The organism is Nonomuraea sp. NPDC059023 (genome assembly GCF_042740095.1).
Classification (GTDB): Bacteria; Actinomycetota; Actinomycetes; order Streptosporangiales; family Streptosporangiaceae; genus Nonomuraea.
The window spans coordinates 64,427-85,007 of record NZ_JBHYIO010000040.1 but is presented as its reverse complement, the minus strand read 5'-3'; the positions used below and the strand labels follow the sequence as shown (position 1 = coordinate 85,007).

At 68.9% G+C, this 20,581-nt stretch carries 37 protein-coding genes; 30 read left to right on the top strand and 7 right to left on the bottom strand.

Translation table 11 applies throughout. The features are described from left to right. Positions 1-44 precede the first annotated feature (44 nt). The 3 genes from ACFWYW_RS46960 to ACFWYW_RS46950 all read left to right on the top strand — a co-directional run bounded on the left by ACFWYW_RS46960 (position 45) and on the right by ACFWYW_RS46950 (position 2,064). Positions 45-1,397 carry a hypothetical protein gene (locus tag ACFWYW_RS46960; RefSeq protein WP_379623915.1) on the top strand — a complete coding sequence of 451 codons (1,353 nt, stop codon included), beginning with the start codon at positions 45-47 and terminating at the stop codon, positions 1,395-1,397. Further along, positions 1,397-1,645 (top strand): hypothetical protein, encoded by a 249-nt coding sequence (locus ACFWYW_RS46955; RefSeq protein ID WP_379623917.1) that lies wholly within the window; start codon positions 1,397-1,399, stop codon positions 1,643-1,645. Before ACFWYW_RS46960 ends, ACFWYW_RS46955 begins: the two co-directional genes overlap by 1 nt. Before the next feature lie 107 nt (positions 1,646-1,752). Then, positions 1,753-2,064 carry a DUF6504 family protein gene (locus tag ACFWYW_RS46950; protein ID WP_379623919.1) on the top strand — a complete coding sequence of 104 codons (312 nt, stop codon included), beginning with the start codon at positions 1,753-1,755 and terminating at the stop codon, positions 2,062-2,064. Between the two features lie 46 nt (positions 2,065-2,110). On the opposite strand, the gene ACFWYW_RS46945 is transcribed toward ACFWYW_RS46950, so the two are convergent. The 7 genes from ACFWYW_RS46945 to ACFWYW_RS46915 form a co-directional block, all read right to left on the bottom strand. Further along, on the bottom strand, positions 2,111-3,139 hold the full coding sequence (locus ACFWYW_RS46945; protein ID WP_379623921.1) for a hypothetical protein: 1,029 nt from the start codon (positions 3,137-3,139) through the stop codon (positions 2,111-2,113). A gap of 265 nt (positions 3,140-3,404) precedes the next feature. Next, positions 3,405-4,451 carry a tyrosine-type recombinase/integrase gene (locus ACFWYW_RS46940; RefSeq protein WP_379623923.1) on the bottom strand — a complete coding sequence of 349 codons (1,047 nt, stop codon included), beginning with the start codon at positions 4,449-4,451 and terminating at the stop codon, positions 3,405-3,407. Beyond that, entirely contained in the window at positions 4,448-4,705 is a 258-nt protein-coding gene (locus ACFWYW_RS46935; protein WP_379623925.1) for a hypothetical protein, read from the bottom strand. The genes ACFWYW_RS46940 and ACFWYW_RS46935 overlap by 4 nt, the downstream gene beginning before the upstream one ends. Beyond that, on the bottom strand, positions 4,702-5,133 hold the full coding sequence (locus ACFWYW_RS46930) for a DUF6205 family protein (protein WP_379623927.1): 432 nt from the start codon (positions 5,131-5,133) through the stop codon (positions 4,702-4,704). The genes ACFWYW_RS46935 and ACFWYW_RS46930 overlap by 4 nt, the downstream gene beginning before the upstream one ends. A 2-nt stretch (positions 5,134-5,135) precedes the next feature. Further along, positions 5,136-5,393: a hypothetical protein gene (locus ACFWYW_RS46925; RefSeq protein ID WP_379623929.1), complete on the bottom strand. Its 258-nt coding sequence runs from the start codon at positions 5,391-5,393 to the stop codon at positions 5,136-5,138. Then, on the bottom strand, positions 5,390-5,800 hold the full coding sequence (locus ACFWYW_RS46920) for a hypothetical protein (RefSeq protein WP_379623931.1): 411 nt from the start codon (positions 5,798-5,800) through the stop codon (positions 5,390-5,392). Before ACFWYW_RS46920 ends, ACFWYW_RS46925 begins: the two co-directional genes overlap by 4 nt. Next, entirely contained in the window at positions 5,784-5,975 is a 192-nt protein-coding gene (locus ACFWYW_RS46915; RefSeq protein WP_379623933.1) for a hypothetical protein, read from the bottom strand. The genes ACFWYW_RS46920 and ACFWYW_RS46915 overlap by 17 nt, the downstream gene beginning before the upstream one ends. A gap of 238 nt (positions 5,976-6,213) precedes the next feature. On the opposite strand from ACFWYW_RS46915, the gene ACFWYW_RS46910 reads away from it, so the two are divergent. From ACFWYW_RS46910 to ACFWYW_RS46780, 27 genes are all read left to right on the top strand, one after another. Further along, the gene (locus tag ACFWYW_RS46910) at positions 6,214-6,402 is read left to right on the top strand and encodes a hypothetical protein (RefSeq protein WP_379623935.1); all 189 of its coding nucleotides are present in this window, start codon (positions 6,214-6,216) and stop codon (positions 6,400-6,402) included. Then, the gene (locus ACFWYW_RS46905) at positions 6,399-7,361 is read left to right on the top strand and encodes an RNA polymerase sigma factor (protein ID WP_379623937.1); all 963 of its coding nucleotides are present in this window, start codon (positions 6,399-6,401) and stop codon (positions 7,359-7,361) included. Before ACFWYW_RS46910 ends, ACFWYW_RS46905 begins: the two co-directional genes overlap by 4 nt. Positions 7,362-7,522: 161 nt before the next feature. After that, complete coding sequence (locus ACFWYW_RS46900) at positions 7,523-8,119, top strand: hypothetical protein (RefSeq protein ID WP_379623939.1); 597 nt, start codon at positions 7,523-7,525, stop codon at positions 8,117-8,119. Between the two features lie 76 nt (positions 8,120-8,195). Further along, a complete protein-coding gene (locus ACFWYW_RS46895) occupies positions 8,196-8,531 on the top strand; it encodes a hypothetical protein (RefSeq protein WP_379623941.1) in 336 nt (111 codons plus the stop codon). A 451-nt stretch (positions 8,532-8,982) separates the two neighbouring features. After that, positions 8,983-9,336, top strand: coding sequence for a hypothetical protein (locus tag ACFWYW_RS46890; protein ID WP_379623943.1), 354 nt, complete (start codon positions 8,983-8,985; stop codon positions 9,334-9,336). 70 nt (positions 9,337-9,406) lie between these two features. Continuing rightward, positions 9,407-9,679: a hypothetical protein gene (locus ACFWYW_RS46885; protein ID WP_379623945.1), complete on the top strand. Its 273-nt coding sequence runs from the start codon at positions 9,407-9,409 to the stop codon at positions 9,677-9,679. Next, on the top strand, positions 9,679-10,032 hold the full coding sequence (locus tag ACFWYW_RS46880; protein ID WP_379623947.1) for a hypothetical protein: 354 nt from the start codon (positions 9,679-9,681) through the stop codon (positions 10,030-10,032). Before ACFWYW_RS46885 ends, ACFWYW_RS46880 begins: the two co-directional genes overlap by 1 nt. A gap of 97 nt (positions 10,033-10,129) precedes the next feature. Continuing rightward, positions 10,130-10,471 (top strand): hypothetical protein, encoded by a 342-nt coding sequence (locus ACFWYW_RS46875; RefSeq protein ID WP_379623949.1) that lies wholly within the window; start codon positions 10,130-10,132, stop codon positions 10,469-10,471. A 56-nt stretch (positions 10,472-10,527) separates the two neighbouring features. Then, entirely contained in the window at positions 10,528-10,899 is a 372-nt protein-coding gene (locus ACFWYW_RS46870; protein WP_379623951.1) for a hypothetical protein, read from the top strand. Positions 10,900-10,976: 77 nt separating this feature from the next. Beyond that, complete coding sequence (locus tag ACFWYW_RS46865; protein WP_379623953.1) at positions 10,977-11,699, top strand: hypothetical protein; 723 nt, start codon at positions 10,977-10,979, stop codon at positions 11,697-11,699. Next, positions 11,692-12,282 carry a hypothetical protein gene (locus tag ACFWYW_RS46860; protein WP_379623955.1) on the top strand — a complete coding sequence of 197 codons (591 nt, stop codon included), beginning with the start codon at positions 11,692-11,694 and terminating at the stop codon, positions 12,280-12,282. The genes ACFWYW_RS46865 and ACFWYW_RS46860 overlap by 8 nt, the downstream gene beginning before the upstream one ends. Beyond that, positions 12,275-12,550 carry a hypothetical protein gene (locus tag ACFWYW_RS46855; protein WP_379623957.1) on the top strand — a complete coding sequence of 92 codons (276 nt, stop codon included), beginning with the start codon at positions 12,275-12,277 and terminating at the stop codon, positions 12,548-12,550. The genes ACFWYW_RS46860 and ACFWYW_RS46855 overlap by 8 nt, the downstream gene beginning before the upstream one ends. After that, entirely contained in the window at positions 12,547-13,410 is an 864-nt protein-coding gene (locus tag ACFWYW_RS46850) for a hypothetical protein (protein WP_379623959.1), read from the top strand. Before ACFWYW_RS46855 ends, ACFWYW_RS46850 begins: the two co-directional genes overlap by 4 nt. After that, positions 13,407-13,889: a hypothetical protein gene (locus tag ACFWYW_RS46845; protein WP_379623961.1), complete on the top strand. Its 483-nt coding sequence runs from the start codon at positions 13,407-13,409 to the stop codon at positions 13,887-13,889. Before ACFWYW_RS46850 ends, ACFWYW_RS46845 begins: the two co-directional genes overlap by 4 nt. Continuing rightward, a complete protein-coding gene (locus tag ACFWYW_RS46840; protein ID WP_379623963.1) occupies positions 13,876-14,244 on the top strand; it encodes a hypothetical protein in 369 nt (122 codons plus the stop codon). Before ACFWYW_RS46845 ends, ACFWYW_RS46840 begins: the two co-directional genes overlap by 14 nt. Next, positions 14,241-14,594: a hypothetical protein gene (locus ACFWYW_RS46835; RefSeq protein WP_379623965.1), complete on the top strand. Its 354-nt coding sequence runs from the start codon at positions 14,241-14,243 to the stop codon at positions 14,592-14,594. Before ACFWYW_RS46840 ends, ACFWYW_RS46835 begins: the two co-directional genes overlap by 4 nt. Beyond that, positions 14,591-15,172 carry a hypothetical protein gene (locus ACFWYW_RS46830; protein ID WP_379623967.1) on the top strand — a complete coding sequence of 194 codons (582 nt, stop codon included), beginning with the start codon at positions 14,591-14,593 and terminating at the stop codon, positions 15,170-15,172. The genes ACFWYW_RS46835 and ACFWYW_RS46830 overlap by 4 nt, the downstream gene beginning before the upstream one ends. Continuing rightward, positions 15,151-15,303, top strand: coding sequence for a hypothetical protein (locus tag ACFWYW_RS46825; RefSeq protein ID WP_379623969.1), 153 nt, complete (start codon positions 15,151-15,153; stop codon positions 15,301-15,303). The genes ACFWYW_RS46830 and ACFWYW_RS46825 overlap by 22 nt, the downstream gene beginning before the upstream one ends. Positions 15,304-15,604: 301 nt before the next feature. Then, entirely contained in the window at positions 15,605-15,760 is a 156-nt protein-coding gene (locus ACFWYW_RS46820; protein ID WP_379623971.1) for a hypothetical protein, read from the top strand. Positions 15,761-15,855: 95 nt separating this feature from the next. Further along, positions 15,856-17,343, top strand: coding sequence for a pentapeptide repeat-containing protein (locus ACFWYW_RS46815; RefSeq protein WP_379623973.1), 1,488 nt, complete (start codon positions 15,856-15,858; stop codon positions 17,341-17,343). A gap of 168 nt (positions 17,344-17,511) precedes the next feature. Then, a complete protein-coding gene (locus tag ACFWYW_RS46810) occupies positions 17,512-18,000 on the top strand; it encodes a hypothetical protein (protein ID WP_379623975.1) in 489 nt (162 codons plus the stop codon). 4 nt (positions 18,001-18,004) lie between these two features. Then, a complete protein-coding gene (locus ACFWYW_RS46805) occupies positions 18,005-18,406 on the top strand; it encodes a hypothetical protein (protein ID WP_379623977.1) in 402 nt (133 codons plus the stop codon). Continuing rightward, the gene (locus ACFWYW_RS46800; protein ID WP_379623979.1) at positions 18,403-18,660 is read left to right on the top strand and encodes a hypothetical protein; all 258 of its coding nucleotides are present in this window, start codon (positions 18,403-18,405) and stop codon (positions 18,658-18,660) included. Before ACFWYW_RS46805 ends, ACFWYW_RS46800 begins: the two co-directional genes overlap by 4 nt. A gap of 7 nt (positions 18,661-18,667) precedes the next feature. Next, the gene (locus tag ACFWYW_RS46795; RefSeq protein WP_379623981.1) at positions 18,668-19,147 is read left to right on the top strand and encodes a hypothetical protein; all 480 of its coding nucleotides are present in this window, start codon (positions 18,668-18,670) and stop codon (positions 19,145-19,147) included. Next, a complete protein-coding gene (locus ACFWYW_RS46790) occupies positions 19,144-20,004 on the top strand; it encodes a hypothetical protein (RefSeq protein WP_379623983.1) in 861 nt (286 codons plus the stop codon). Before ACFWYW_RS46795 ends, ACFWYW_RS46790 begins: the two co-directional genes overlap by 4 nt. 23 nt (positions 20,005-20,027) lie before the next feature. Further along, a complete protein-coding gene (locus ACFWYW_RS46785) occupies positions 20,028-20,306 on the top strand; it encodes a hypothetical protein (protein ID WP_379623985.1) in 279 nt (92 codons plus the stop codon). Further along, positions 20,303-20,557, top strand: coding sequence for a hypothetical protein (locus ACFWYW_RS46780; protein WP_379623987.1), 255 nt, complete (start codon positions 20,303-20,305; stop codon positions 20,555-20,557). Before ACFWYW_RS46785 ends, ACFWYW_RS46780 begins: the two co-directional genes overlap by 4 nt. The last annotated feature ends 24 nt before the right edge of the window (positions 20,558-20,581 follow it).

Here is a 20,581-nt window from a genome sequence, read left to right as displayed (position 1 = left end):
GGGGGCTAACTCACAGTTGACATATTCGTACCAGGAGCCGCCTTTTGGACCGCATCGGCGACGACAGAGCTGACCTGCTCCTGACCCTCTTTCTCGAGGCAGCTCATGATCCCAACGACCCCTTCGCGCTCATCAGGACGATCAACCACCGCCTCGACGCCAACGCCTACGAGCGCAAACTCCTCGAGCAGATCCGCGACCAGGAGCTCGCCCTCATCCACGAGGCCCGCGACCCGGACACCGGCGAACGCCGCTACCACCAGAAGAACATCGCCAACGCGCTCAAGAGAAGTATCGCCTGGGTTTCCAAGAACAAGAAGGCCGCCGACCCCGACGTCCTCATCAGCCTGGTGAAGAGCGAGACCGCCCGCCTCCGCCTTGTTGCCGAGGACGAGACCGTGCCCGCCGTGGTGCGCATGCGCGCCACGACCCGGATCGTCCTGCTCACCGAAGCGCTCCACCGCTTCGTCGGCCGCGTCACCGCCGGCGCCGCCACCGTAGTCGGTGCCCTCTGGCTGGCCTCCAAGGGCCCAGCCCTCCTGCAGGCCATCACCGGGGGAGGAGCCACCGGCGGAGGCCTCGCCGCAGGCGGGACGGCGACAGGCGGCGCGGGGCTCGCCGCCGGCGTCACCGGCGGCGGCGGGATCCTGGCCGGCAGCGGTGGGATCGCGGCCACGGGGGCTCTCAGCGGCGGCGTCGCAAGCGCGGGCGGAGGCCTCGCCGCGGTGCTGGCCCAGGCTCCCGCCGTCTTCCACGCCGGGGTGCTCGCTGCCAGTACGTACGTGGTCGGCGCCCCCGTGGTGAGCACGATGATGCAGCCTCCGCAGCCGCCCCCGATCGTGATGACGGTCGCCGCCGACACCTCCGCCCCCGAAGCCTCGCCCTCGGCACCGGACAGGGGCTACCCGACAGGAGCCTTCACGCCCACGCCCACACCCGGCATCGAGACGCCGACGCCTGACCCGGCGTCGACCACGACCGGGGTACGGCCGACCACAACCACGGCCCTGGCCGCGACTCCGGCGCCCACCCAGCCGACGCACGCGAGCCCCTCACCTTCACCCACGGCCACCCCGGCGAGCGCGATGGCGACGGCAACGGCGAAGCCGGAGGCCTCCAGCAAGGCGCCGAGCCCCGCTGCCTCGGTCGCCGTTTCGACGACGTCGCCGACACCCACCAGCTCGCCCACCCCTGCGCCGACCTCAGCAGGGCCGACCCCGACCCCGACGCCGACCGGAACGCCGGCCCCCACGCCGACCATCACCGAAGAGCCCACCCCCACCCAGACCGCGGTCCCCACCCCGACCAGCGAACCCAGCCCATCTGCAACGCCGACCGCTCCCGGCGAAGCAACACCCGAGCCCAGCCACATCGTCTCAACGGGGAGCGCCTGGTGATGACCTCCAGCACCCAGCCGAACTCGAGCTGGTGGAACGATCCTTCCATCGACCCCAGCGCGCACGCGCCAGAGCGGGAACTCAACCATCTCGCCTCGGCCATCGCCGGCAACGACGTCTATGTCGCCCGCTGCCGATGCGGCACCTTCAACGGACCCGTCGTCCGCGACGGCGAAGAACTATGGACCGCATACGCCACCCACATGCACGCCGTCCAGGCCGCCGGCCGGGAACGGCGCGCCTCCTAAACGCCCACGTCCCCGGCCTCGAGCGGGGGGCCAGCGCAGGGCCTCTCGTCTCCCTCGCAGGAAGGAGGCCGGGGACGTGGGTCTACCTCCAGCTCTACAGTGGCCAGGTGCGGTACATCAACCAGCCGATCGAGGTCACCACCGAACCGGATGAGGACGCCCCCTACCCTCTCGGCCGGCCGACCGAGTTCTACTGGCCCGCGCACGACCGGACGTACAAGGTCATCGAGAACGCCCACGAACCCTGGGCCGAAGCCCGCCACTGGTGGACACCCGAGGAGCTGGATCTCCCTCCCGAAGCACCCGGCGACCGCTGGTACTACCAGGTCTACGCGAAGTCGAACCAGGGAGGCGGCGTCGTCACCATCGAACTCGACCCCGCCCGCGGCACCTGGACCCTCATCAGCTTCGAAGACTGATTCGGGCACAGGAAGCTTTGATGGGCAGAATGGGCGTGCTGGGCAGTCACCAGCGGTGGGGCCCATGGCGGCGTGATAGTGACAACGCCCAGTTCTCCAGGGTCTCCAACCCTTCGTGCCGCATCACCCACTGATCAGCGATGATCTGCATGCCGTGACGGTCACCTTCGTAGGCATCGGCAACCTCCGCGAACAGCGATGCGAACCCTTCGGCGAGTTCTACGTACCCGTCCGGGTTGTACAGCCACCTGCTGACGACCTCAACGACCGAATCGACCAGCCGCTCGTCGAGGCGACGCTCCCCGACCTGGAACCCGAGGATGTGCACCACCCGCCTGAAGGTGTCAGCCTCCCACGATCCGCCCCGGCCTGCGGTCAAGATGTGACCACGGTCCTGCCCTCGATGGGCGGCCAGGTCGTCGGCCCACAGGCGGTACAGCGCCACCAGGACACTGATGAGCGCCTTGCGCCCGGCGCGGGTCATCTCCGCCACCAACCGGTCGGCATCCTCCTCCGGCATGGCCACGACAGGCCGCACCGGGCCGTACAACTCCACCACCTGCATGTACGGCAGAAACGCGCCGCCGTCGCTGCCCGACCAGCCGCCAGCGTAGTCCTTCATGAACAGCTCGTCGTCATGCTCCTCGCTCCAGCCCTGCGACACCCAGCCATTGGCGTGGTCGTCGACCAGACGCCCCGGTGGCAGCTCTTCCGGGTATCGGAAGGCAACCTGGAGTTCTCGGGCGGCATGCCACAGCTTCCATTCCTCGCTCGTGAGATCTCCATGAGTGGGGACAGCGCGTAGCGCCTTGACCAGCGCCGCCAGCTCCCCGGCTTCGGCCTGGTCGTTGTCCCCGACTGGCTGGAGCGCCGCCGCGACCTCGGGGATCTGCCGAACGGACGCGGCATCAGGAAGCTCCTGGACGGCAGCATGAATGCCGCTGATGGCGGCGGTGAGCGCGGCACCTGCTGAGGAAGGTTGGCCAATCTCGGTACGAAGCGCAGCCGTGTACTTGGCGCCATCACGGGCGGCATCACGGGCGCGCTGACCTGCGCGGGACTGCCTCTTAGGCATGGTGTTCTCCTCCGCGCCGGGCTCCACGCACCGGCCGGATGGCATGCCGTTGCTCTGCTGCTCCGCGGGCCGAGAAGGCGACCTTGGCCGAAGTGCCCTTGGCGGCGTGGGCGCCGGGGCGCAGCGGACGGCGTACGCGTCATGCCGTTGCCAGGCAGCGTACCGCGGCGGATTCCGGCTGTCCCATCCTTCAACGACCCGTTCTCTGGCCCACAACGAGAGGGAATCGAACACCTGTCCCGACGTATATATAAGGCCACGATTTTCAGGAGCGCAGCTTCCTCGGTTCCGGGAGCGTCAGCCGGTCGACCGCCTCCTGGCGGGTCCGGTCGGGACGCCGGTCGTACCGAGACGTCGTGACTGGCGAGCTATGGCCCGCCAAGGCCTGCGCCGTAGCGAGGTCCACGCCCTCGTCGAGCAGGTTGCCGATGAACGTGCGCCGAAGATCGTGCGGGGTCCGCCGTACCGCCCCGGCCTCCTTGAGCCGCCGGGCGAAGATATCGGCGATGGCCTGCCCACTCAGGTGCTGCGGCCGGCCGCCGCGCATGCGCACCTTCTTGGCCCCCTTGAAGTAGCCGAAGAACAGCGGTCCCGGCTTCGAGCCGCGTACGGCCAGCCACGCCTCCAGGAACGCGCACGCGTCCCGGGTCAGGTACACCATGCGCTGCTTGTTCCGCTTGCCGACCACGCGGATCGACCGGTCGGCCGGGTCGTAGTCGGCCAGCACCATCGTAGCGATCTCCTCGCGGCGGCATCCGGTGGTGAAGAGCACGGCCAGCAGCGCGGCGTCGCGCCGCCCCGCGGCGCTCTCGTCCTCCTCGCACTCGGCGAGCGCCGCGGCCAGGGCCTCGTCAGGAACATGCGCCCCGGCCGGGAGCCGCGACTCGTCCACGTTCTGGATGTCGCGGGCCCGCTGGTAGACGTCGGGCTGCATAATCCCGAGACGCCACGCCTCCTTCAGCACCCGCCGCAGCGCGACCAGGTGGTGGTTGACGTGCTTGGCCTGCCAGTCGCCGCGGTCAATCTTCTCCACCAAGCGGGCGCGGAGCTTCGTGGTATGGGCGTAGTCCAGCAGGTGCCACGGCGCCTGCTCACCGGTGATGGCGGCGGCCGCGGGGTCGTCGGGTTCGTAGCCGGCGAGGATGCGGGCGAGCCGGTCGAGATTGCCGCGCATCGTCCGCCTCGAGTTCGCCGAGGCGAGGCTGTCGATGTACACCCAGTACGGGTTGCGGTCACGAGGGAGCGCCGCCGCCGCGGTGATGAGCTCGCCGTGCAGCTCGGTGACGGCCGGCAGATGCTCGGCAGTGCTCACCAGGTGTCCCTCCCGGGCGGGAGCATAACGAGCGTGACGGTGAACGGCTCGTCGGGGTCGGCGTCGCGCGGCCTGCTGTACTGAGCGTGCACCATCAGCACCTCGCCGACGCACTGTCGGCAGTAGCGCCCCGGCCGTTTCCCAGGCGGACTGAAGATCTCCTCCGGCAGGTGGAAGTCGGCGTCGCGTTCGCGGCACATCCCGCAGTCGTTGCGGGTGTGCGGGTACGGCAGGCGGGAGGGCTCCTCGGTCACGGGGCCACGTCCTGTGCGTGGGCGGGCGCGGCGGGTATCGACATCGGTGGCCATATGGGTTCCACTCTCACGGCCTTGCCGTCCACCACACGGAGTTGCCACAGGTCGTGGGCGTCATCGCCGCGGCACCACAGGACGCCGGTGAACGTGCGGCCATCCCCGTGCTGGTCGATGATCTCCTGGACTTCGTCGAGCAGGCCGTACGCCCGGAGCGCGAGGTTGGGGTCCACCGTCTGGATGGCGATCGCCGCTCTGGCGCGGAGGACGCCTTCGCGGACGGTGACGTCGCGCTCGGCGATGTCGAGTTCGATGCAGTACTTGAGTGCGTCGTCTTCGCTGCGGGGGAGGAACTCGCTGTCCTGGATGTCGCCCCAGGGGATGGGCGGCTCGATCTCGATGCGTCCGGAGATCTGCGTCCGGTAGGCCATGGCTACGCGCCTTCCTGGTGAATGTTCTGGCGGCCGAGCTCTCCGAACAGGTCCATGATCGCCTCCTGGCCGAGCTTGTAGATGGGCTCGTCGAGGCTGGTGTCGGTGTGGACGAAGCCTTGGAGCAGTCTCTGGAGCGCCCACAGCTTCGACTCGTTGATCGTGACCGTGCGTTCGCCCTCGGACGGCTTGTCCCAGAGCTGGCGGGCTTCGGCGGCGAGCTTGTCGCGATCGGCTCGGTACCACGGTTGGGATGTCATGGCTGCTCGCCTTCCTGGCCGGTGGCGAGCTGGGCCGTCTTGCGGAGCGCATCGGCGAACTCCGCGAGGGTCCATCTCCCCGCGCTGAGGTTGTCGAGGACGTCGGCGAGGGCGTTCGCACTGGCGGGGGAGAGCCGGACCTTGCTCTGCTCGCCCGTCCGGCCCTTCTGCCCGATGACGATGGTGGGCGCGGCGTCGTCGGGCGTCTGGATGAGGACGCTGTTGCTACGCAACTGGGTGAGGAACAGTGAGGTGAAGCCGTCGCCGTCGCCCTCGCTGTGGTGGGTCGGACAGGGGTCGGCGCTCTGTCCGGTGCACCAGAGCGGGCACGGGTCCGGCTTGCGCCTCCATGCGGATGCGTTCGGCTGGCGGTCGTAGTCGTAGACGGAGTCAGGCGTGGTGGGCATGCTCATGTCCCTTCGGGGAGGTAAGGGCTTCGATGATGCGCGCGGCGGTGTCGTCAGGGTAGATCTCGCACACGTTGCCGTCCGGCACCTCGTCCCATTCGGCTCGCGCTGTGGAGCGGATGGTGTCGGCGATGAGCGCCTGGAGGGTCGTGACGGGCTCGTTGGGGTGCGCCATGGACCCGATTCTAGTAGATCTTGTGACAACGTGCATTGTCGTGAGTAATGAGGAGAGGGTCTTCGCCTGTCATGAAACCGCCTTAGGGTCTACCGCCTGGACGGAGCCCCGACGCCTGGAACCCCTTAAAAAATCTTGAAACCAATTCCGTCAGATGATCATGGAAATTCGCCTCTCCCTTACCGACAGCAGCACTCGGAACCGCAGCGGCCCCGCTGCACCCTCGTTGGAGGCGTAAGTGATCACTCAGGAACTGCTCGACACCTTCGTCACGGCCGGGGCCGGCGTGATCGCCGGTCAATTGGCCGCCGCGATGTGCCGGCGTGTGATGCACTGGAGTCGACCCGTGCTCGTCGGCCTCGCTGAGGCCACGATCGCCCGGCTCTCTCCCACGGCTCCACGCACGAAGGAGCGCAAGCGGCCGTGACCGAACCTTCCGTAGGGCCCGCTGACAACGACGACAGTGGGCCCATCCCCCCACAGTGGACGCCCCTCACATTCGAGGAGGGCTACCGCAAGTACCGCGCCCCGCTTCTGCGGCACGTCCAGTACCGGGTCAACGACCTGAAACTGCCGGAGAGCGTCGCCGACACCGAGGGTATCGTCCAAGAGGCGTTCGAGAAGGCCCGGCCTTACTGGCACACGATCGACCGCGGCTACTTCGGCTACCTATTAAGGATCGTCGACGGGCTGCTGTCGGACCGGGTCGACGACGACAGCAAGCGCGGGGAGGCGAGCGACCGCGACCGCGAGGACCCGGACCGCCAGATCAATCAGCCTCGTACACGTAGCGCCGAAGACGTCGAGGACAGGATTGAGGTGACGGCGAGGCTACGGCGGCTGCCGAAGCGGCAGCGCGAAGCCGTGTGGCGACGCGATATCGAAGGAGAGTCCAGCGAGGAAATCGGCCGGGACATGGGCTGTTCGCCCGAAGCCGTCGACTCCCTTGTGTACCGCGGGAGAGCTGGCGCTCGTCGCGAGAGCGGAGTGTATTTCGACGCGGGGAGGGGCCGCACCCCTTGGGAAGTAGTCGCCATACTGCTATCCCCGGTGTTCCCGATCGTCGTCATCATCGCTGGCGTCCTCGGCCTGCCGCTCCCCGTGTGGGCTCTCGGGCTGATGGTCGTGGCCAGCGTTGCCCTGAGCACCGCGGTCTCCCACATCAGCTCCCGCCGCCAGCAACGCGCCATCCCTGCCGGTGAGCGTCCGCGAAGCCGACCAGCGAATATCAGGATCGTTCATCAACATGGGTGCCAGATCGGTGAGAACTTCACCCAGAAGAACGAGTGGGTATTGCTGAGCGACGACGCGGGTGAAGAGCCCGATGGCATCAACAGAGAAGACGATCAGAGCTCTCCCCCGGGAACTGGACCACGTTCGAGCTGATCTCATGCGCCGGGCGCGTGGTGCTCGGGAGCGCAGCTCATTCAGGGCGTCAGCAGGCAGGCGTTGTGTCCAAGGCTTGGCCTTGCCAAATGCTAAATAAGCTGTATCGTTGGAAACGCAAGGGGATGCGGCCCCAACTAGTGAAGCCAGGGAGAACCACCATGACCAGCACTTCCATCCACGTGAACCCCACCGACCTTCTTGACCGCCTCGTCGGCCTCGTCGCCGCACTGCCCGCCACCACGGCCCCTGGCGACGCGGGACTCATCCCCGTCACCGCCACGGCCGAAGGCGAGATCGTCTGGGTGTACTCGCGCGGCCAGTACCGGCGCGGGATCGTCACCAAGGTCACCCGGACTCGCGCCGAGGTCTCCTACACCACCCAGGGCGCCCTGGACGAATCCGCGCGAATCTACGCCGTGTGCGAGCCCGCGACCGAAGACGACGCGACCAGCGCCGCCGCCCGCCAGGCGCGCCAGACCTGGGCCTTCAAGACGACCATGGCCGATGGCACGAACAGCCACTACACCGATTTCGCCAGCCTCTACACGCCCGAGCGCAAGCAGAAGGAGATGGCCGAGTACGCCGCCGAAGTGGAGGCCGCAGGCAGCAAGGAGGCGTACGTGCAGGCCGAGATCGACCGCGCGCGGACCGCCTTCCAGCGGAGGAAGGCGGCGAACACCGGGCCGCTCGCCTACGTGAAGGTCACCCGCAAGGTCAGCAAGATCGTGGAGCTGTACCGGGACGCCGCCGTCTAGCCCCTGGCCCGCCGCCCCGGAAGGCCGGGGCGGCGGCAACCTCAGCGACCACCTCCCACAGGCCAGAAAGAACAGCATGAGCACCACCAGGCAGGCCGCGCGCCGCCACTACTCCAACCCCTTCCGGACCGCGATGGACCGCCTCCCCGAGGTCTCGCCCGTCACCCTCCACCTCGACATGCTCAACCTCGGCGGCGACGCCTGGTGCCTCTACTGCACCAAGCAGCTCACCTGGTCCGACCTCCTGCAGGCGCCGCTCGCCATGCCCGGCCGACCCTGGGACTACCTCCCGAGCCACGCCGTCGCCATGGGCGAGGTCGTCGGCCTTCTCTCGTGCAGCCAGTCCCCTGGTTTCCTGCACATACCCGTGGGCAGCTACGACCTCGACCTCGACCAGGAGCTACCGCGATGAGCCAGATCGCCGGCTACCACTCCGGTTCACCAACGACCATGTCCTGATCCTGTACCTCGACGGACCAGGCAAGATCGACCTCCGGCTCGGCGACTGGGACGTCTCCCTGAACGAGGACGCGACGAACACGCTCATCCGCCTGCTCGACAGGGCGCTGGCGCACCCGGCCACCGGAGGATGGGTTGACATCCCCGCGGGCGACGACACCGTGCTGCGCTTTCGCGTGCAGGACGGAGACGTGCACCTGGGCCTTCGGTGGGCCGGTGTCTCGCTGGAGACCGAGGTGACCGTCCCGCATCGCCAGCTCGCCGACTTCACGTCGATCATGCGGGCGGTAACGATCGACACCTAACCTCCGCACGGATGGGGGCCGCATTCCCTTGCCCATCAAGTAAATAGACTGTATTATTTGAGCTGTAACAAGCTGTGGCCCCCTTCGATTGGAGTCTCCGTGAACACCCTGCGACTGCAGCCCCCGATCGGCCTCATGCGCATCCCGGCCTGGATCACCAACGGCATCGCCGCCGTCGAGGAAACCACCCCGGCCGCCGCCCAGCACTACCCCCGCACCTACGCCTTCGAATACCTCTTCATCCACCGCGACAAGTTCGGGATGTCCCAGGACGTGATCAACGTCGCCGACTGGCTCCGCTTCCAGCTCGGCATCTCCGACCCGGACCACCGCTCCCCGGCCTTCACCAACGTCCTGGCCGCCCTCGCCGACGCCCGCCTCCGCGAACTCGGCCGCGCCCTCGACGAGAAGACCCGCGCCTCCCGAATCGCCGAAGACTCCGCCGCCCGCTGACGAAGGCGAGGCCACCCCGGGTGGCCTCGCCCCGGGCAACGCCGACACCCGGCAGGAAGGAACCCGAATCATGAAGGACACCGAGGTAGCCCGGCGCGCCACTCCGCTGATCGGGCGCACCGTCCGCGTCACGGCCGAGTTCGGCACCGGCTACGGGAGCCCCACCTGCCATACCTACACCGGTGTGCTGCTGGCCATCGGCCGGAAGCAGGGCAGTTCCATCCGTAACACCATGCCGCACTGCCTCGTCATCGACGCCACGGCGAGCGGCGAAGGCGTCCCCATCATCGCCTTCCGCAGCGTGGCTTCCATCACCTCACTCGAAACCGAAGGAGACGTCTGATGCTCTTGGCGCCCCCCACGCTGGCCGGCCTCGTCAAGCTGTTGAACCTCGCAGCCGTGATCGAGACCGATGATGATGGTCACGAGGTCGCCTGCTCCGTCTGCGGCCGCTTCATCGACGCGGCTGACGCGCTGGGCGACCTGACCAAAGCCGCCATCGAGCACCTGGAGCGGGATCACCTCCTGCCCGGCGGCGCGATCTCCACCACCCCGAACACCATGGTCCGCGCCGGGGAAGAGGTCACCGTCTACCAGTGCGACGAGTGCGAGGAACTGGTCCCCGACGTGCTCGAAGCCGACCGCGCCCACGGCGAGGAATGCAGCCTGCACTGCGGCAACGTAACGACCGAGTGACGTCTCAGACTTGAGGGGTGCACCGCTTGCTCACGAATTAAATAGACTGTAATATTAAGCTAGTAAAGAGATAGCGGCCCTAGTGGAGGAAAGTGACATGGCGACCAACACCCTGCCCGCCTGGATCACCTGCGGCATCAACACCGCCGAACGCGCCACCACCGCCGCCATCCCCGACCAGTACCCCCGCACCTACGCCATCGACTACCTGCGCGGACACGCCGCAGGGTTCGGCATCCCCACCGCCGCCACCCGCGACCGAGGCACCGCCGCCACCTGGCTCCGCCGCAGGCTCGGCATCACCAACCCCGACGACCGCTCCCCCGCCTACACCGCCGTACTGGCCGCGCTCGCCGACGCCTACCTCCGCGAACGCCGCATGCACATCGACGACACCACCCGGACGGCCCGCCTGACCAAGGACGCCACCCCTCGCTGACCACGAACGGCCCCGGCCCACCGCCGGGGCCCTCACACCCGCGATCGGAACCTCGTATGACCAGCAACCTGATTGTCTTCTCCTACCCCCATCACGACGACGACCAGGAAATCGTCGAGTTCCGCCAGCGCGCCGAGCTGACCCCGCAGCATGTGACCGAACGTCTCACCGGCGCCCTGCGGCGCGTCCGGGAAGGCACCGCACACCCCAACATCGCGTGGCACATGATGAACGCCCTCGTCACCGCCTACACCGACCACGACCTGCCGCTCGGCCCCGACGCCCCGCCTCTCCTGGACGATCTACGCACCCTCTGCCTCCCCTCCTGCCGTGACGGCCACCCCACGCACGACGGATGGTGCAACGAGCACGGCTGGGACTGTGCCGACTACGAACTCGAGCACCGCGCCCACGCCGCCCACCGCTGATCCGACGCCGCCCTGGCCGCATTCGCGCTGGATGGGCGGCGCCAACCTGGCTCCGCCTTCACCTCCTTGGAGAACACATGCAGCCCCTCACCCCCGAAGACGAGCCCGCCCACGCATTCCAGCTCGGCGACCCCGTCGAACTTGTCGTGCGCGGCACCATCGGCGAGGTCGACCGCAGAGATCCGCACCGGTACGGCATCCGCCGCGGGCAAGGCCGGAGCGGCTACTTCACCTACTGCCGAACCGACGACCCCCACATCACGCTCCGCCCCGCTCCCGCCGCATTCGATCCGCTGGATCACGCCACCACCTTCACCTTCCACCGCACAGGCAGCGACACCGAAACGTACGAGGTCAGCCGCCTGCGCAGCGGAGCCTGGTGGATCCAGCGCATCGACGCCACCAAGGCCATCCACGACCTCTACCAGCACGACGGCACGTGGATCTCCGTCCTCGCACTCCCTCACGAGCCCAGCGAGCGAGAACACCTGCGCTTCGACTGCGACACTGCGCTCCGCATCGCCCACCAGCTCGCCAACGCGCCCGCCTGTACGGCCAGCGATGACGGCGCGTGCGAGAACTGCGGCACACCCTACGACGCCTGCCAGGACACGGTGCGGCTCACCTACGAACCATGCTGCCCGACCTGCAGCAAACGCGACACCCACTTCCCGCCGCCCGCCTGCACCTGCCCACCCCAGCATCAGCAGTTCCCCATGGACCCGCCCCACGACCCCGCCACCTGCCCGCTCGGCCGCGTGCAGGTCTTCACCCTTCCCAGGAGATCCACCGATGGCTGACACGATCTCGCCGAACCCCTACAGCCCCTACGCCACCGCCGAGGCCGGGCTGCGCCACAGCATCCCCTCGTTCCTCGGCCTGCTCCCCGACCCGGGTGTCCTGTGCCTGGCCACCTGCGAACGCATGACCGTCGCCCCCGACGAAGGGGTGAACCGCGACGTCCTGAACGACATCGCCGCCGGCACTCTCCCGGACGGCATGTGCCCGGCCTGCATCGCCGTGGCCACCGGGCAGGCCGAACCGGACCGTATCGCCCGCGACAGGTGCACGGAGTGCGGCGGGGCCAGTTCCCAAGGGCAGTGGTGCGCGCTGTGCCGCCAGGAGCTGCACGAGGCCTGGTGGCCGAACCGCCCGCCCGTCGACATGCCTCTCGCCGACCTGCCCGACCTGACATGGCACGCCACCAAGCCCCTGGAGAAGGCTGACCCGCCCATCGTCACCTACGCCGACTTCACCACCCGCACCGATGAGCAACTGCTCCAGATCGCGGGCTTCAGCCACGGCCGCCTCGACAAGGTCCGCGCCGCCATCGCCGCCACCACCAGGACCCCCCGCGTGACCCTCAATGGCGCAAGTGGCTGACGTACTCGACGCGCTCCTGGTGGGCCTGGCCCTTCTCTACGCCGCCGCAGGCATCGCCAGCGGCGGCTGGGCCGCCCACCGGATCCGGCGCTCACCGATCATCCGGCACCGGTTCGACCGGCTGGCCGCCCTCCTGCGATGGCCAACCGCCGCAATGTGGCTGTTCGTCATCGTGGGCGCAGTCGCCGGCGGCCCCATCCTCGCCCTCGTGGCCATCCATGACCGCACCACCCGACCACCCTCCAAGAACGGACACGACCGCCCATGACCACCGAAGACGTCGGCAACGCCGACGCAATCCACCACCTCCTCCGCGCTCTGCCCCGCCAGAAGATCACCCCCGAGACGATCGACCAGCGGACCATCGACCACTGGTACAAGCGCGAAGACCACTACCGGCAACTCTTGTCGGCCATAGCCGAACACCACCAAGCCGCCGAAACCGGCAGCCGCGTCTGCGTCTGCGGTCTGCCCGACTGCCCCACCGCGATCCTCGTCACCGGACAAGCGCCCCCCATGACCGCCTACATCGAGCGCGCCATCCGCGAGGTCCGCGACGGCCTGGCCGGCATCCTCCACGAACGCGCCGAAGCCGCCACCGAACGAGCCGAGGCCGCCACCTCCTCCGCCCAGCGAGAGACACACCAGCACACCGCCCAGGCCTGGTCGTCCGCAGCCCTTCTCCTCAGCGGCGACGGCCACGTTGCCACCCCGGCCGCCGCAGACCTCGTAGCCTCCCCAGAGGAGCAGGAGATCCGCGACGAGCTCGCCCGCCAGGACGCCACGTGGGGCCAGCAAGATCACCCCGACCTGGACCCCCGCGACTACGATTTCGTCACCCGCAACGAGTACGCCTTCCGGGCACAACGCTGGAAGGACATCAACGAAGAGCGAACCCGGACCACGGTCACGCCTGGCTACTGCCGAGGCCACTCCGACTACGTGACCCCGCACCCCCACACCGCGTGGGACGGCATCCTCCTCGAGGAGGTCTACGAAGCGCTCGCCGAGCCCGACCCCGACAAGCTGTACACCGAACTCGTCCAGGTCGAAGCCGTAGCCCGCCAGTGGCGCGCAGCACTACGCCGCCGTGCCGCCGCCGAACCCGGAGGAGAATCCACCCCATGACCGGCACCGGCATCCGCCCGCTCCCCCGCCCGATCGACCTCGAGCACGAGCACTCCTGGTGGACGTACCCCACCCCGGGCAGGCCAGCCCCGACCGCGCACGCGCACCTCACCGTGTGGCGCGCCCTCCACGCCAGAGGCAGGGAAGGCTACCTCGCCGTGGTGACCGAAACCGGCACCGGCCTGTCGATCACCAACGGCATCGAACACATCTGGGCGCAGCTTCACCGCGCCTACCCCGGCAACCCGGTCACCCTGCTCGAGCATTACCCAGCCGACCTCGGCATGATCAGCGAGGAACACTTCGACGAGGCGTGGATACCCGACGAGCGCGGCGAACCACGCTGGCGCCGCATCTGGCCCACTGCCTCCGCCAACGACAACCACGACCTTCTCGGCGCCTGGTGGGACGAACACGGGCCCCGCCTCCTCAACACCGTCCACCGCCCCCACGGAGCAGCCCCCGATGACCGAGCCTGACGCCGCCCACCAGGCCGCCCCCACCTACTACCGGCACCACAACGACGACCTCAAACCGGAGATCGTCGTCCGAGCGTGGCAACCCGGACACGACACCCTGTGGGGATTCACCGTGACCTGCGGCACCGGCTTCGACCCCTGGGTCGAGGTGCAGATGCGAACCCCCCACTTCGCCGCCTACACGCAGTTCCCCGCCTTCTTCCAGGCCCTCGCCGACCGCAAGCCCACCACCCTCGACGACGTCGCCCGCATCCTCGACGAACTCGGCGTCGCCGACACCACCGCCACACGCGAGCAGCACCAAGCACAGACCCGGACGCTTCTCGGCCCCGACGATGGGTGGCGCTACCGGTGAACGACGTCGACGGCTACCGCCTCACCACCATCGCGGCCTACGCCGGAGCCAGCCACGGCAAACTCGTCCTGCGCGCCATGGCCGTCCTCGGCCACCTCCACCGCCCCGCCGACCCGCACAAGGCGCTGCTCTGCCCAACATGCCGCACCTCCCGCGGCCGCCACGCCCCATGGCCGTGCCCCACGTTCGTCGAGATGTCCCGAGCGCTCGGCTTCAACACCGACAAGACGCTCAACCTCGCCAACCTGGCCGGGATCAAGCTCCCCCCGCCCCTCGACATCGACCAGCTCGAACACAACCAGCGTCTCAAGGCCTCCGCCGCACCCACGCGTGGAATCCTGGACCCGTGACCGGCTACCAGTACCATCCCCGGCGCAACCTCCTCGAACGCGCCCACCAGCTCGACACCGAAGCAGCCGGGATGCCCGACAGGGCCGCCCGGCTGCTCCACGCCGTAGCCGGCCACCTCCGAGAAGCCGCCGGCATCTACGAGACCGACCCCACACTCGTCGACTGCCCCACCGGCCGCGAACGCGCCCTCGGCGTCATCGCCGAGCTCGGCCGCCAGATCTGGCCCCTGGTACGCCACGCGGCCACCAGGCCCGACGATCCGCGCTGGCCTACCGCTCTCCGGTGGGAAGAAGCCGAAGCGCTCACCGCCCGCCTCCCCGAATTCCTCAAGCGGGCTCACGCTGTCGCCCGCCCCGACCACGCCACCGAAGAAGGCTCCCGCGACATCTCCCACCAGCGCCTCACCGCAGCCCACGAGGAGATAGCAGCAGCCGCAGACCATCTGCGCCGCGCCGTCGCCAACGCGGCCGCGCTGCCGTACCCAGCCCCCACCGTCACCGAGCTGCTCAACCTCGCGAACCAGATCGACACCCACGCCGACGCGCTGGAGAAGGAATGGCACACGCGGACCCCCTGACCTGCGCCGCCCGACGCGACCGCGCACGCCTCCAGACCCTGCGGTTCTGGCTCACCCTCCGCCGCATCCTCGACCCCTACCGCGGCGACCTCGCCCACGACCTCCGCAACATGGAAGGCTCCTCCCCATGACAAGACACGGCAGCGGCTGGGTGACGCCCAGCGACACAGGCGGTTGGGCACCGGCGAGCGTTACCGGCGGTATGCGCCACGCGGGCGGCTGGTAATCCGGTACGCCAGGCAGGAGGGCCCGAACTCCGCAGAGGAGGGTTCGGGCCCTCCCGTCTTGTCAGGGTTCCGTACGGCCGATGGGTCCGCATCGTTGCCCCTGAGGGGGAGACTTTCGCGAGCCGCTTTGCGCGTGCGCGCGAGTTGACCGGTTTGTCGGGTTTCGTAGTGTGGGTGTGTGGCGTTGTGGCGGGCCCCTCGTGGCGTGGAGGTTGAGCTGATCCGGTTGGACGGCCGGCCGGTGTTGCGCGCGAGTCAGACGGTCGGGGAGACCCGCTACCTGTTGGGGTACTGCCAGTCGGTGCAGGAGCTGACGCGGTTGGGGATTGATCTGGCGGACCTGGTCGAGGTCAACGTGTAAACCTGGCCAGGGCGTGTCGCGCGTCGGATTTCCGGTCAGATCACGACTTGAGCATCCAGGCTCCACGGGCGTCGCGCGGCGCGGTGCAATGAGCCATGGGCTTCCTCCGACACTCCACGCCACCTGCCGCACCGCCCGCGCTGCGCACGCCCCGCTCCCTGTGGTGGTGGGCGCTGCCATCCGCGCTGCTGATCGGCGCCGCCGCCTGGGGCGCCGCCCAGTGGCTCCTGCAGGACCTGCCGCGCGTCCCCGTCCCGCAGCAGATCTCCCTCCGGATCGAGGCGCTGCGCACCGCGCTGGCTGCCGCGGCCGGCGTCGGCGCAGGGGTGACGTTGCTGCTGGCGGTACGGCGCCAGCGTCACCAGGAGGTGGCTAGCTGGCACACCACCCACGACGCCGCCGAGCGCCGGGTGACCGAGCTGTACACGAAGGCGGTCGAGCAGCTCGGCAGCGCCCAGGCACCGGTCCGCCTCGGCGGCTTGTACGCGCTGGAGCGCCTGGCCCAGGACACCCCGGCGCTGCGGCAGACCATTGTGGACGTGATCTGCGCGTACTTGCGCATGCCGTACACGATCCCGGCCGACAAGGAGCCTGAGCGGGAGCGGGAACCCGGGGTACCGGGAGTGGCCATCGGCGGCGTCGCCAAGCCCTCACCCGGCCCCAAGCACGACCCGCACGAAGAGCGCCAGGTTCGCCTGACCGCCCAGCGCATTCTGGTCGCCCACCTGCGCCACCAAAACCCGCCCGCACACCGCTGGTGGCAGCGCCGCCCTGCCGACCCCAATCTCCACCACTGGCCTGGCATGGGTCTCGACCTGCGTGGTGCCACCCTCATCGAGTTCAACCTCCGCAATTGCCGAATCCAGGAGGCGGAGTTCGATGGTGCGATCTTCAGCGGGGACGCCTGGTTCGAGGGCGCGACCTTCAACGACCGCGCCGGGTTCGAGGATGCGGCCTTCAACGACCCCGCCTGGTTCCAGGGCGCGACCTTCAAGAGCTTCGCCCGGTTCCAGGGCGCGACCTTCAGGAGCCTCGCCAAATTCGAGGATGCGACCTTCAGCGACGGCGCCTGGTTCGATGGTGCGACTTTCAACAGGGCTGCCTGGTTCGAGGGCGTGACCTTCAACGGCACCGCCTGGTTCGAGGGCGTGACCTTCAACGCCGTCGCCCGGTTCGAGGGGGGGACTGTCAGCGGCAACGCCTGGTTCGATGATTCGAACTTCAGCGGCACCGCCGGGTTCAGGGGTGTGACCTTCAGCGGCTCCGCCGGGTTCAAGGACGTGACTGTCACCGGCACCGCCTGGTTCGATGATTCGACCTTCTGCGGCACCGCCCGGTTCGAGGGTGCGACCTTCAACCGCTCCCCTCAGTTCGAAGGCACGACCTTCAACGGCGCTGTCAGGTTCAAGGGCGCGCAAGGCATGGAGGACGCTGTGCTGAACCGGGCGCGGCTGGCGTCGGGCGCGAAGGAGACAATGCTCCCGTCGTCCTGGCGAGCGGAGATGTTCGGAGAGGGATGGCAGACGCTACGCCTGGCCACCCCTGAGGAGCTGGCGCAGACGGGGGAAGACGCGGAAGGTTAGAACTAGGTCTCTGACCTGCGGAGGGACGTTAACGCAGGAATCGTCTAGCTTCCCTCTCCCCTCATGGAGAGGTCCTTTCGTGACGATTCCCCCTGGCGGCCCGGTCCGCCTTTACCTGGCTCCTGTCGGCTCCCGCCCTGGCAACTTCGACGCGGCCGGCGGCGGCCGGTGAACGGGTTCGTCGCGCACGACGGCACCTTCTGCTACGTGGCCACGCGCGATGGTCTGCTGGTGGATCTCGACCCGCGTCTCCCCAGACCGGGGGCCGGGCAGCCGGCGGTCGGGGCCTGCAAGAACTGCGGCGACTTCGGCGTCGTCTACGAGGTGCCGCCGCTGGCCGAGGACGTGGCGGAGGACCTGGCTGCGTTCACCCGCTGGCTGGATGCCAGCCTGTCGTGGGCGGAGGACGTCGGCGAGGAGCACACAGTCGAGCACCGCGCCCTGGCGCTGTTGCACGCGCCGGTGGAGATCGTACGGTTCGGCGTGGGTGGTGGCCCGCCTGCGCGGGAGGTGGCCTGTTCGGCGTGCCAGGCCGGCGGGTTCCCGTGCCAGACGATCCGCGTCGTCGCCCGCATCTACCGGCATCCCGGATCGGGCTGGCGGGAAGCGTGGGCGCCGGCCACCGGTGCGGACGCTGAGCACGAGGACGGTGTGTAGGCCCATGGCCGAGTTTGCGCTCGTTCTCGGCGTCTTCTCCGTCGTGCTCGGAGGTGTGGCGCTCCACATCGCGGCGCCGGGCGCGAACGCGGCGAAGACGCGGCTGAGCCTGCTTGAGCGCGTCTGGTACTGGAAGATCCGCGACACGCCGCCGCTCGCCACCAGCTACAGCCGGCATCTGCCATCCCGGTACTGGGCGCGGCTCGTGCCGTACCGGTGGCGTCGCTTCCACGAGCGGTACGCCCGCCGACATGGCTTCTACTGGCTGCCGTGCCCGCTGTGCGATGAGCCTCACGGCGGCCACGAGGGCGGAAAGTCCATCCCGGACCCGGGCCAGGGGCCGCAGTTCGGGATCATCATCTGCTCGCGCTGCAGCCTCCGGCTGAACGTTCAGGAGCTGGTGTGAACGCCCGCCCGCGCTGCCCCGCGTGCCTGTCCGGGCGCGTGGTCGCCGAGCGCCGCAACATCAACGGCGAGAACTGGCGGGCGTACAGTTGCGGCCACGTCGTCGACGGCCCGAAGTACGCGAAGGTCCGCAAGGTCGGCTACCACGCGATCATCCCGCACGAGCAGCTGCTCGACCACATGACGGCGGAGGCCGCCGCCCTGGAGGAGACCCGCCGGATCATCGCGGGTGGGCCGTTCGGATGGAGGGGGTGAAGGCGTAATGGTCGCGTACATCGTGTTCGTGTACGTCGTGCTGGGCTACCTGTGGTACGTGCCTGGCGCGGTGACCGCCAGAACCGAGCGGCTGATCAGCGAGTGGGAGCGCGACGCCGCGGTGTCTGCGATGTTGCAGCGCACGCGGATGCTGAGTGCGCTGATCGACCAGCTGCCGTTGATTCATCGCGAGCTGGGGCCTGTCGAGGGTTACGAGGCAGTGGATCAGGAACGCTCGCGGATCATGGCGATCCCGTCCGATCCGGCGCCGGTGGCGGAGCTTCGTCGTAAGGCCGCCCTCGGCTGGCCACGGGACTGCGTCGTGTGGCTGCCCATCCTCACCGCCCGCCTGGCCGTGGCCGCCCACCACACCGTGGCCGGCCACGTGGCGAAACGGGCGCCGTGGACCGTACGTCAACGTGACCTGGTGATCAGCCGACTGGAGAACGAGATCCACCGCCGCAGCATGGAGGAGATGGAGCTGTGACAGACCGAGACGACGTCCACAGCCACCCGGTCATGAAGCTGGTCCACGAGCGTCGCGAAGAGGCGCGCCGCCTCTACCTCTCAGATCAGGGCGCTGCTGTCGAGCAGACCCTCACCCTGGAGCAGGCATACGACCTGGCCCGGCACATCGAAACAGTCCGGACCCGGTTGCTGGGCGAAGGACGCGTCCTCGATGTCGATGATCCCCGGCTGCCGCCTGAGTTGCCGCCCGTCGAGCCCGGAATCCTGCTCGGCACCCTGTACGGGGTGCGGCTCTGGGTGGAAGACCCAGCGCCGCTCGTGGCTGTGCAGCACGGCGGAGAGGGCCACATCGGGATCAGCGCGATCGCCGGCGCCGCGGTGCCGGAAGGCTGCGTCCCGCACGCGGAGACGCGGCTGCTGATGCCGTACAGCCTGGATGAGGACACGCCGATGCTGAAGGCGTGGGCGCGCCGGGAGATCGGGAAACGTCTCGGTGAGCCGTTCGTCCTGGTCGTGGTCGGCAGGAAAGACCTGACCCCAGCGGATGAGCCCCCCGACACCGTGTGGATGGCCCCCGAGTGGAAGCTGGGGTACGGCTTCACGTTCCGGGCCCAGCCGGGCAGCACCGCGCACATCGTGTTGCGGCCGGCGCCGACGCTGCCGCCTGGGCTGCTGCCCCCATCGCAGGACGGCGTGTGGGGGCCACGGCCGCCTCACCTGGACCCGCACGAGCAGATCGCCGTCCCCGTCGTACCGCACGCCACGAGCTTCGACGACCTGGAGGGAGCAATAGCGCTGCTGTACGCCCGGCCGACCGGCCGCGTGGAGGTCAACCGCGACCTGGAGATCGCCGAAGTGTACGAGGTGACGCAGTGAACCCGCCCAACCAACAGCCTCAGATGTCGTGGGCGACGCGCCTGCAGCAAGCGGTGGCGCGCGCCTGGCGCGTGTACGCCGACCCGGCCACCAGCGCCACAGTCAGCCAGCTGAAGGCGCTCCTGGCCGTGATGGCGGGCCTGCTCGCCGCCCAACTCCTGTGGCCGAGCAGCATCCCGGCCGGGTTCCGCGTCGGGATCGTCCCCGTGTTCCTGTGCGCTGCGATGCTACGGCTGGCGCGGCAGCGTGATCAATCCCGCGCCGAACGCGCCGCGACCACCCAGAGGCATCGGCCAGCATGAGGATTGTGATCTGCGCCTACGACTACCGGGAGGCCGAGCAGGTCCGCCGGCGGATGCAACTGGCCCAGGCCTGGGTGGTCTACGCATCCGACGAGTGGAAGCTACAAGGCCTGGGGACGCAAGCGATCGGCGTCGTCACCACGCCACGCTTCTCCGCGCGGCGCGGCTCCCTTGCTGTGTTGGAGGAGCTGGCCCGGTTGGAGGCGCTCGGGACGAAGCTGCACCGGCTCACCTGCCCGGAAGGGATCTGACCTGGCTCTGCTTCGCCGTCGCTG

Excerpts from the sequence above, each read along its gene's own strand:
- ACFWYW_RS46955 (WP_379623917.1), top strand. The coding sequence starts at position 1,397 with ATGACCTCCAGCACCCAGCCGAACTCGAGCTGGTGGAACGATCCTTCC.
- ACFWYW_RS46945 (WP_379623921.1), bottom strand. The coding sequence starts at position 3,139 with ATGCCTAAGAGGCAGTCCCGCGCAGGTCAGCGCGCCCGTGATGCCGCC.
- ACFWYW_RS46930 (WP_379623927.1), bottom strand. The coding sequence starts at position 5,133 with ATGGCCTACCGGACGCAGATCTCCGGACGCATCGAGATCGAGCCGCCC.
- ACFWYW_RS46925 (WP_379623929.1), bottom strand. The coding sequence starts at position 5,393 with ATGACATCCCAACCGTGGTACCGAGCCGATCGCGACAAGCTCGCCGCC.
- ACFWYW_RS46920 (WP_379623931.1), bottom strand. The coding sequence starts at position 5,800 with ATGCCCACCACGCCTGACTCCGTCTACGACTACGACCGCCAGCCGAAC.
- ACFWYW_RS46915 (WP_379623933.1), bottom strand. The coding sequence starts at position 5,975 with ATGGCGCACCCCAACGAGCCCGTCACGACCCTCCAGGCGCTCATCGCC.
- ACFWYW_RS46900 (WP_379623939.1), top strand. The coding sequence starts at position 7,523 with ATGACCAGCACTTCCATCCACGTGAACCCCACCGACCTTCTTGACCGC.
- ACFWYW_RS46895 (WP_379623941.1), top strand. The coding sequence starts at position 8,196 with ATGAGCACCACCAGGCAGGCCGCGCGCCGCCACTACTCCAACCCCTTC.
- ACFWYW_RS46885 (WP_379623945.1), top strand. The coding sequence starts at position 9,407 with ATGAAGGACACCGAGGTAGCCCGGCGCGCCACTCCGCTGATCGGGCGC.
- ACFWYW_RS46880 (WP_379623947.1), top strand. The coding sequence starts at position 9,679 with ATGCTCTTGGCGCCCCCCACGCTGGCCGGCCTCGTCAAGCTGTTGAAC.
- ACFWYW_RS46875 (WP_379623949.1), top strand. The coding sequence starts at position 10,130 with ATGGCGACCAACACCCTGCCCGCCTGGATCACCTGCGGCATCAACACC.
- ACFWYW_RS46870 (WP_379623951.1), top strand. The coding sequence starts at position 10,528 with ATGACCAGCAACCTGATTGTCTTCTCCTACCCCCATCACGACGACGAC.
- ACFWYW_RS46865 (WP_379623953.1), top strand. The coding sequence starts at position 10,977 with ATGCAGCCCCTCACCCCCGAAGACGAGCCCGCCCACGCATTCCAGCTC.
- ACFWYW_RS46860 (WP_379623955.1), top strand. The coding sequence starts at position 11,692 with ATGGCTGACACGATCTCGCCGAACCCCTACAGCCCCTACGCCACCGCC.
- ACFWYW_RS46850 (WP_379623959.1), top strand. The coding sequence starts at position 12,547 with ATGACCACCGAAGACGTCGGCAACGCCGACGCAATCCACCACCTCCTC.
- ACFWYW_RS46845 (WP_379623961.1), top strand. The coding sequence starts at position 13,407 with ATGACCGGCACCGGCATCCGCCCGCTCCCCCGCCCGATCGACCTCGAG.
- ACFWYW_RS46840 (WP_379623963.1), top strand. The coding sequence starts at position 13,876 with ATGACCGAGCCTGACGCCGCCCACCAGGCCGCCCCCACCTACTACCGG.
- ACFWYW_RS46825 (WP_379623969.1), top strand. The coding sequence starts at position 15,151 with ATGGCACACGCGGACCCCCTGACCTGCGCCGCCCGACGCGACCGCGCA.
- ACFWYW_RS46815 (WP_379623973.1), top strand. The coding sequence starts at position 15,856 with ATGGGCTTCCTCCGACACTCCACGCCACCTGCCGCACCGCCCGCGCTG.
- ACFWYW_RS46805 (WP_379623977.1), top strand. The coding sequence starts at position 18,005 with ATGGCCGAGTTTGCGCTCGTTCTCGGCGTCTTCTCCGTCGTGCTCGGA.
- ACFWYW_RS46795 (WP_379623981.1), top strand. The coding sequence starts at position 18,668 with ATGGTCGCGTACATCGTGTTCGTGTACGTCGTGCTGGGCTACCTGTGG.
- ACFWYW_RS46785 (WP_379623985.1), top strand. The coding sequence starts at position 20,028 with ATGTCGTGGGCGACGCGCCTGCAGCAAGCGGTGGCGCGCGCCTGGCGC.
- ACFWYW_RS46780 (WP_379623987.1), top strand. The coding sequence starts at position 20,303 with ATGAGGATTGTGATCTGCGCCTACGACTACCGGGAGGCCGAGCAGGTC.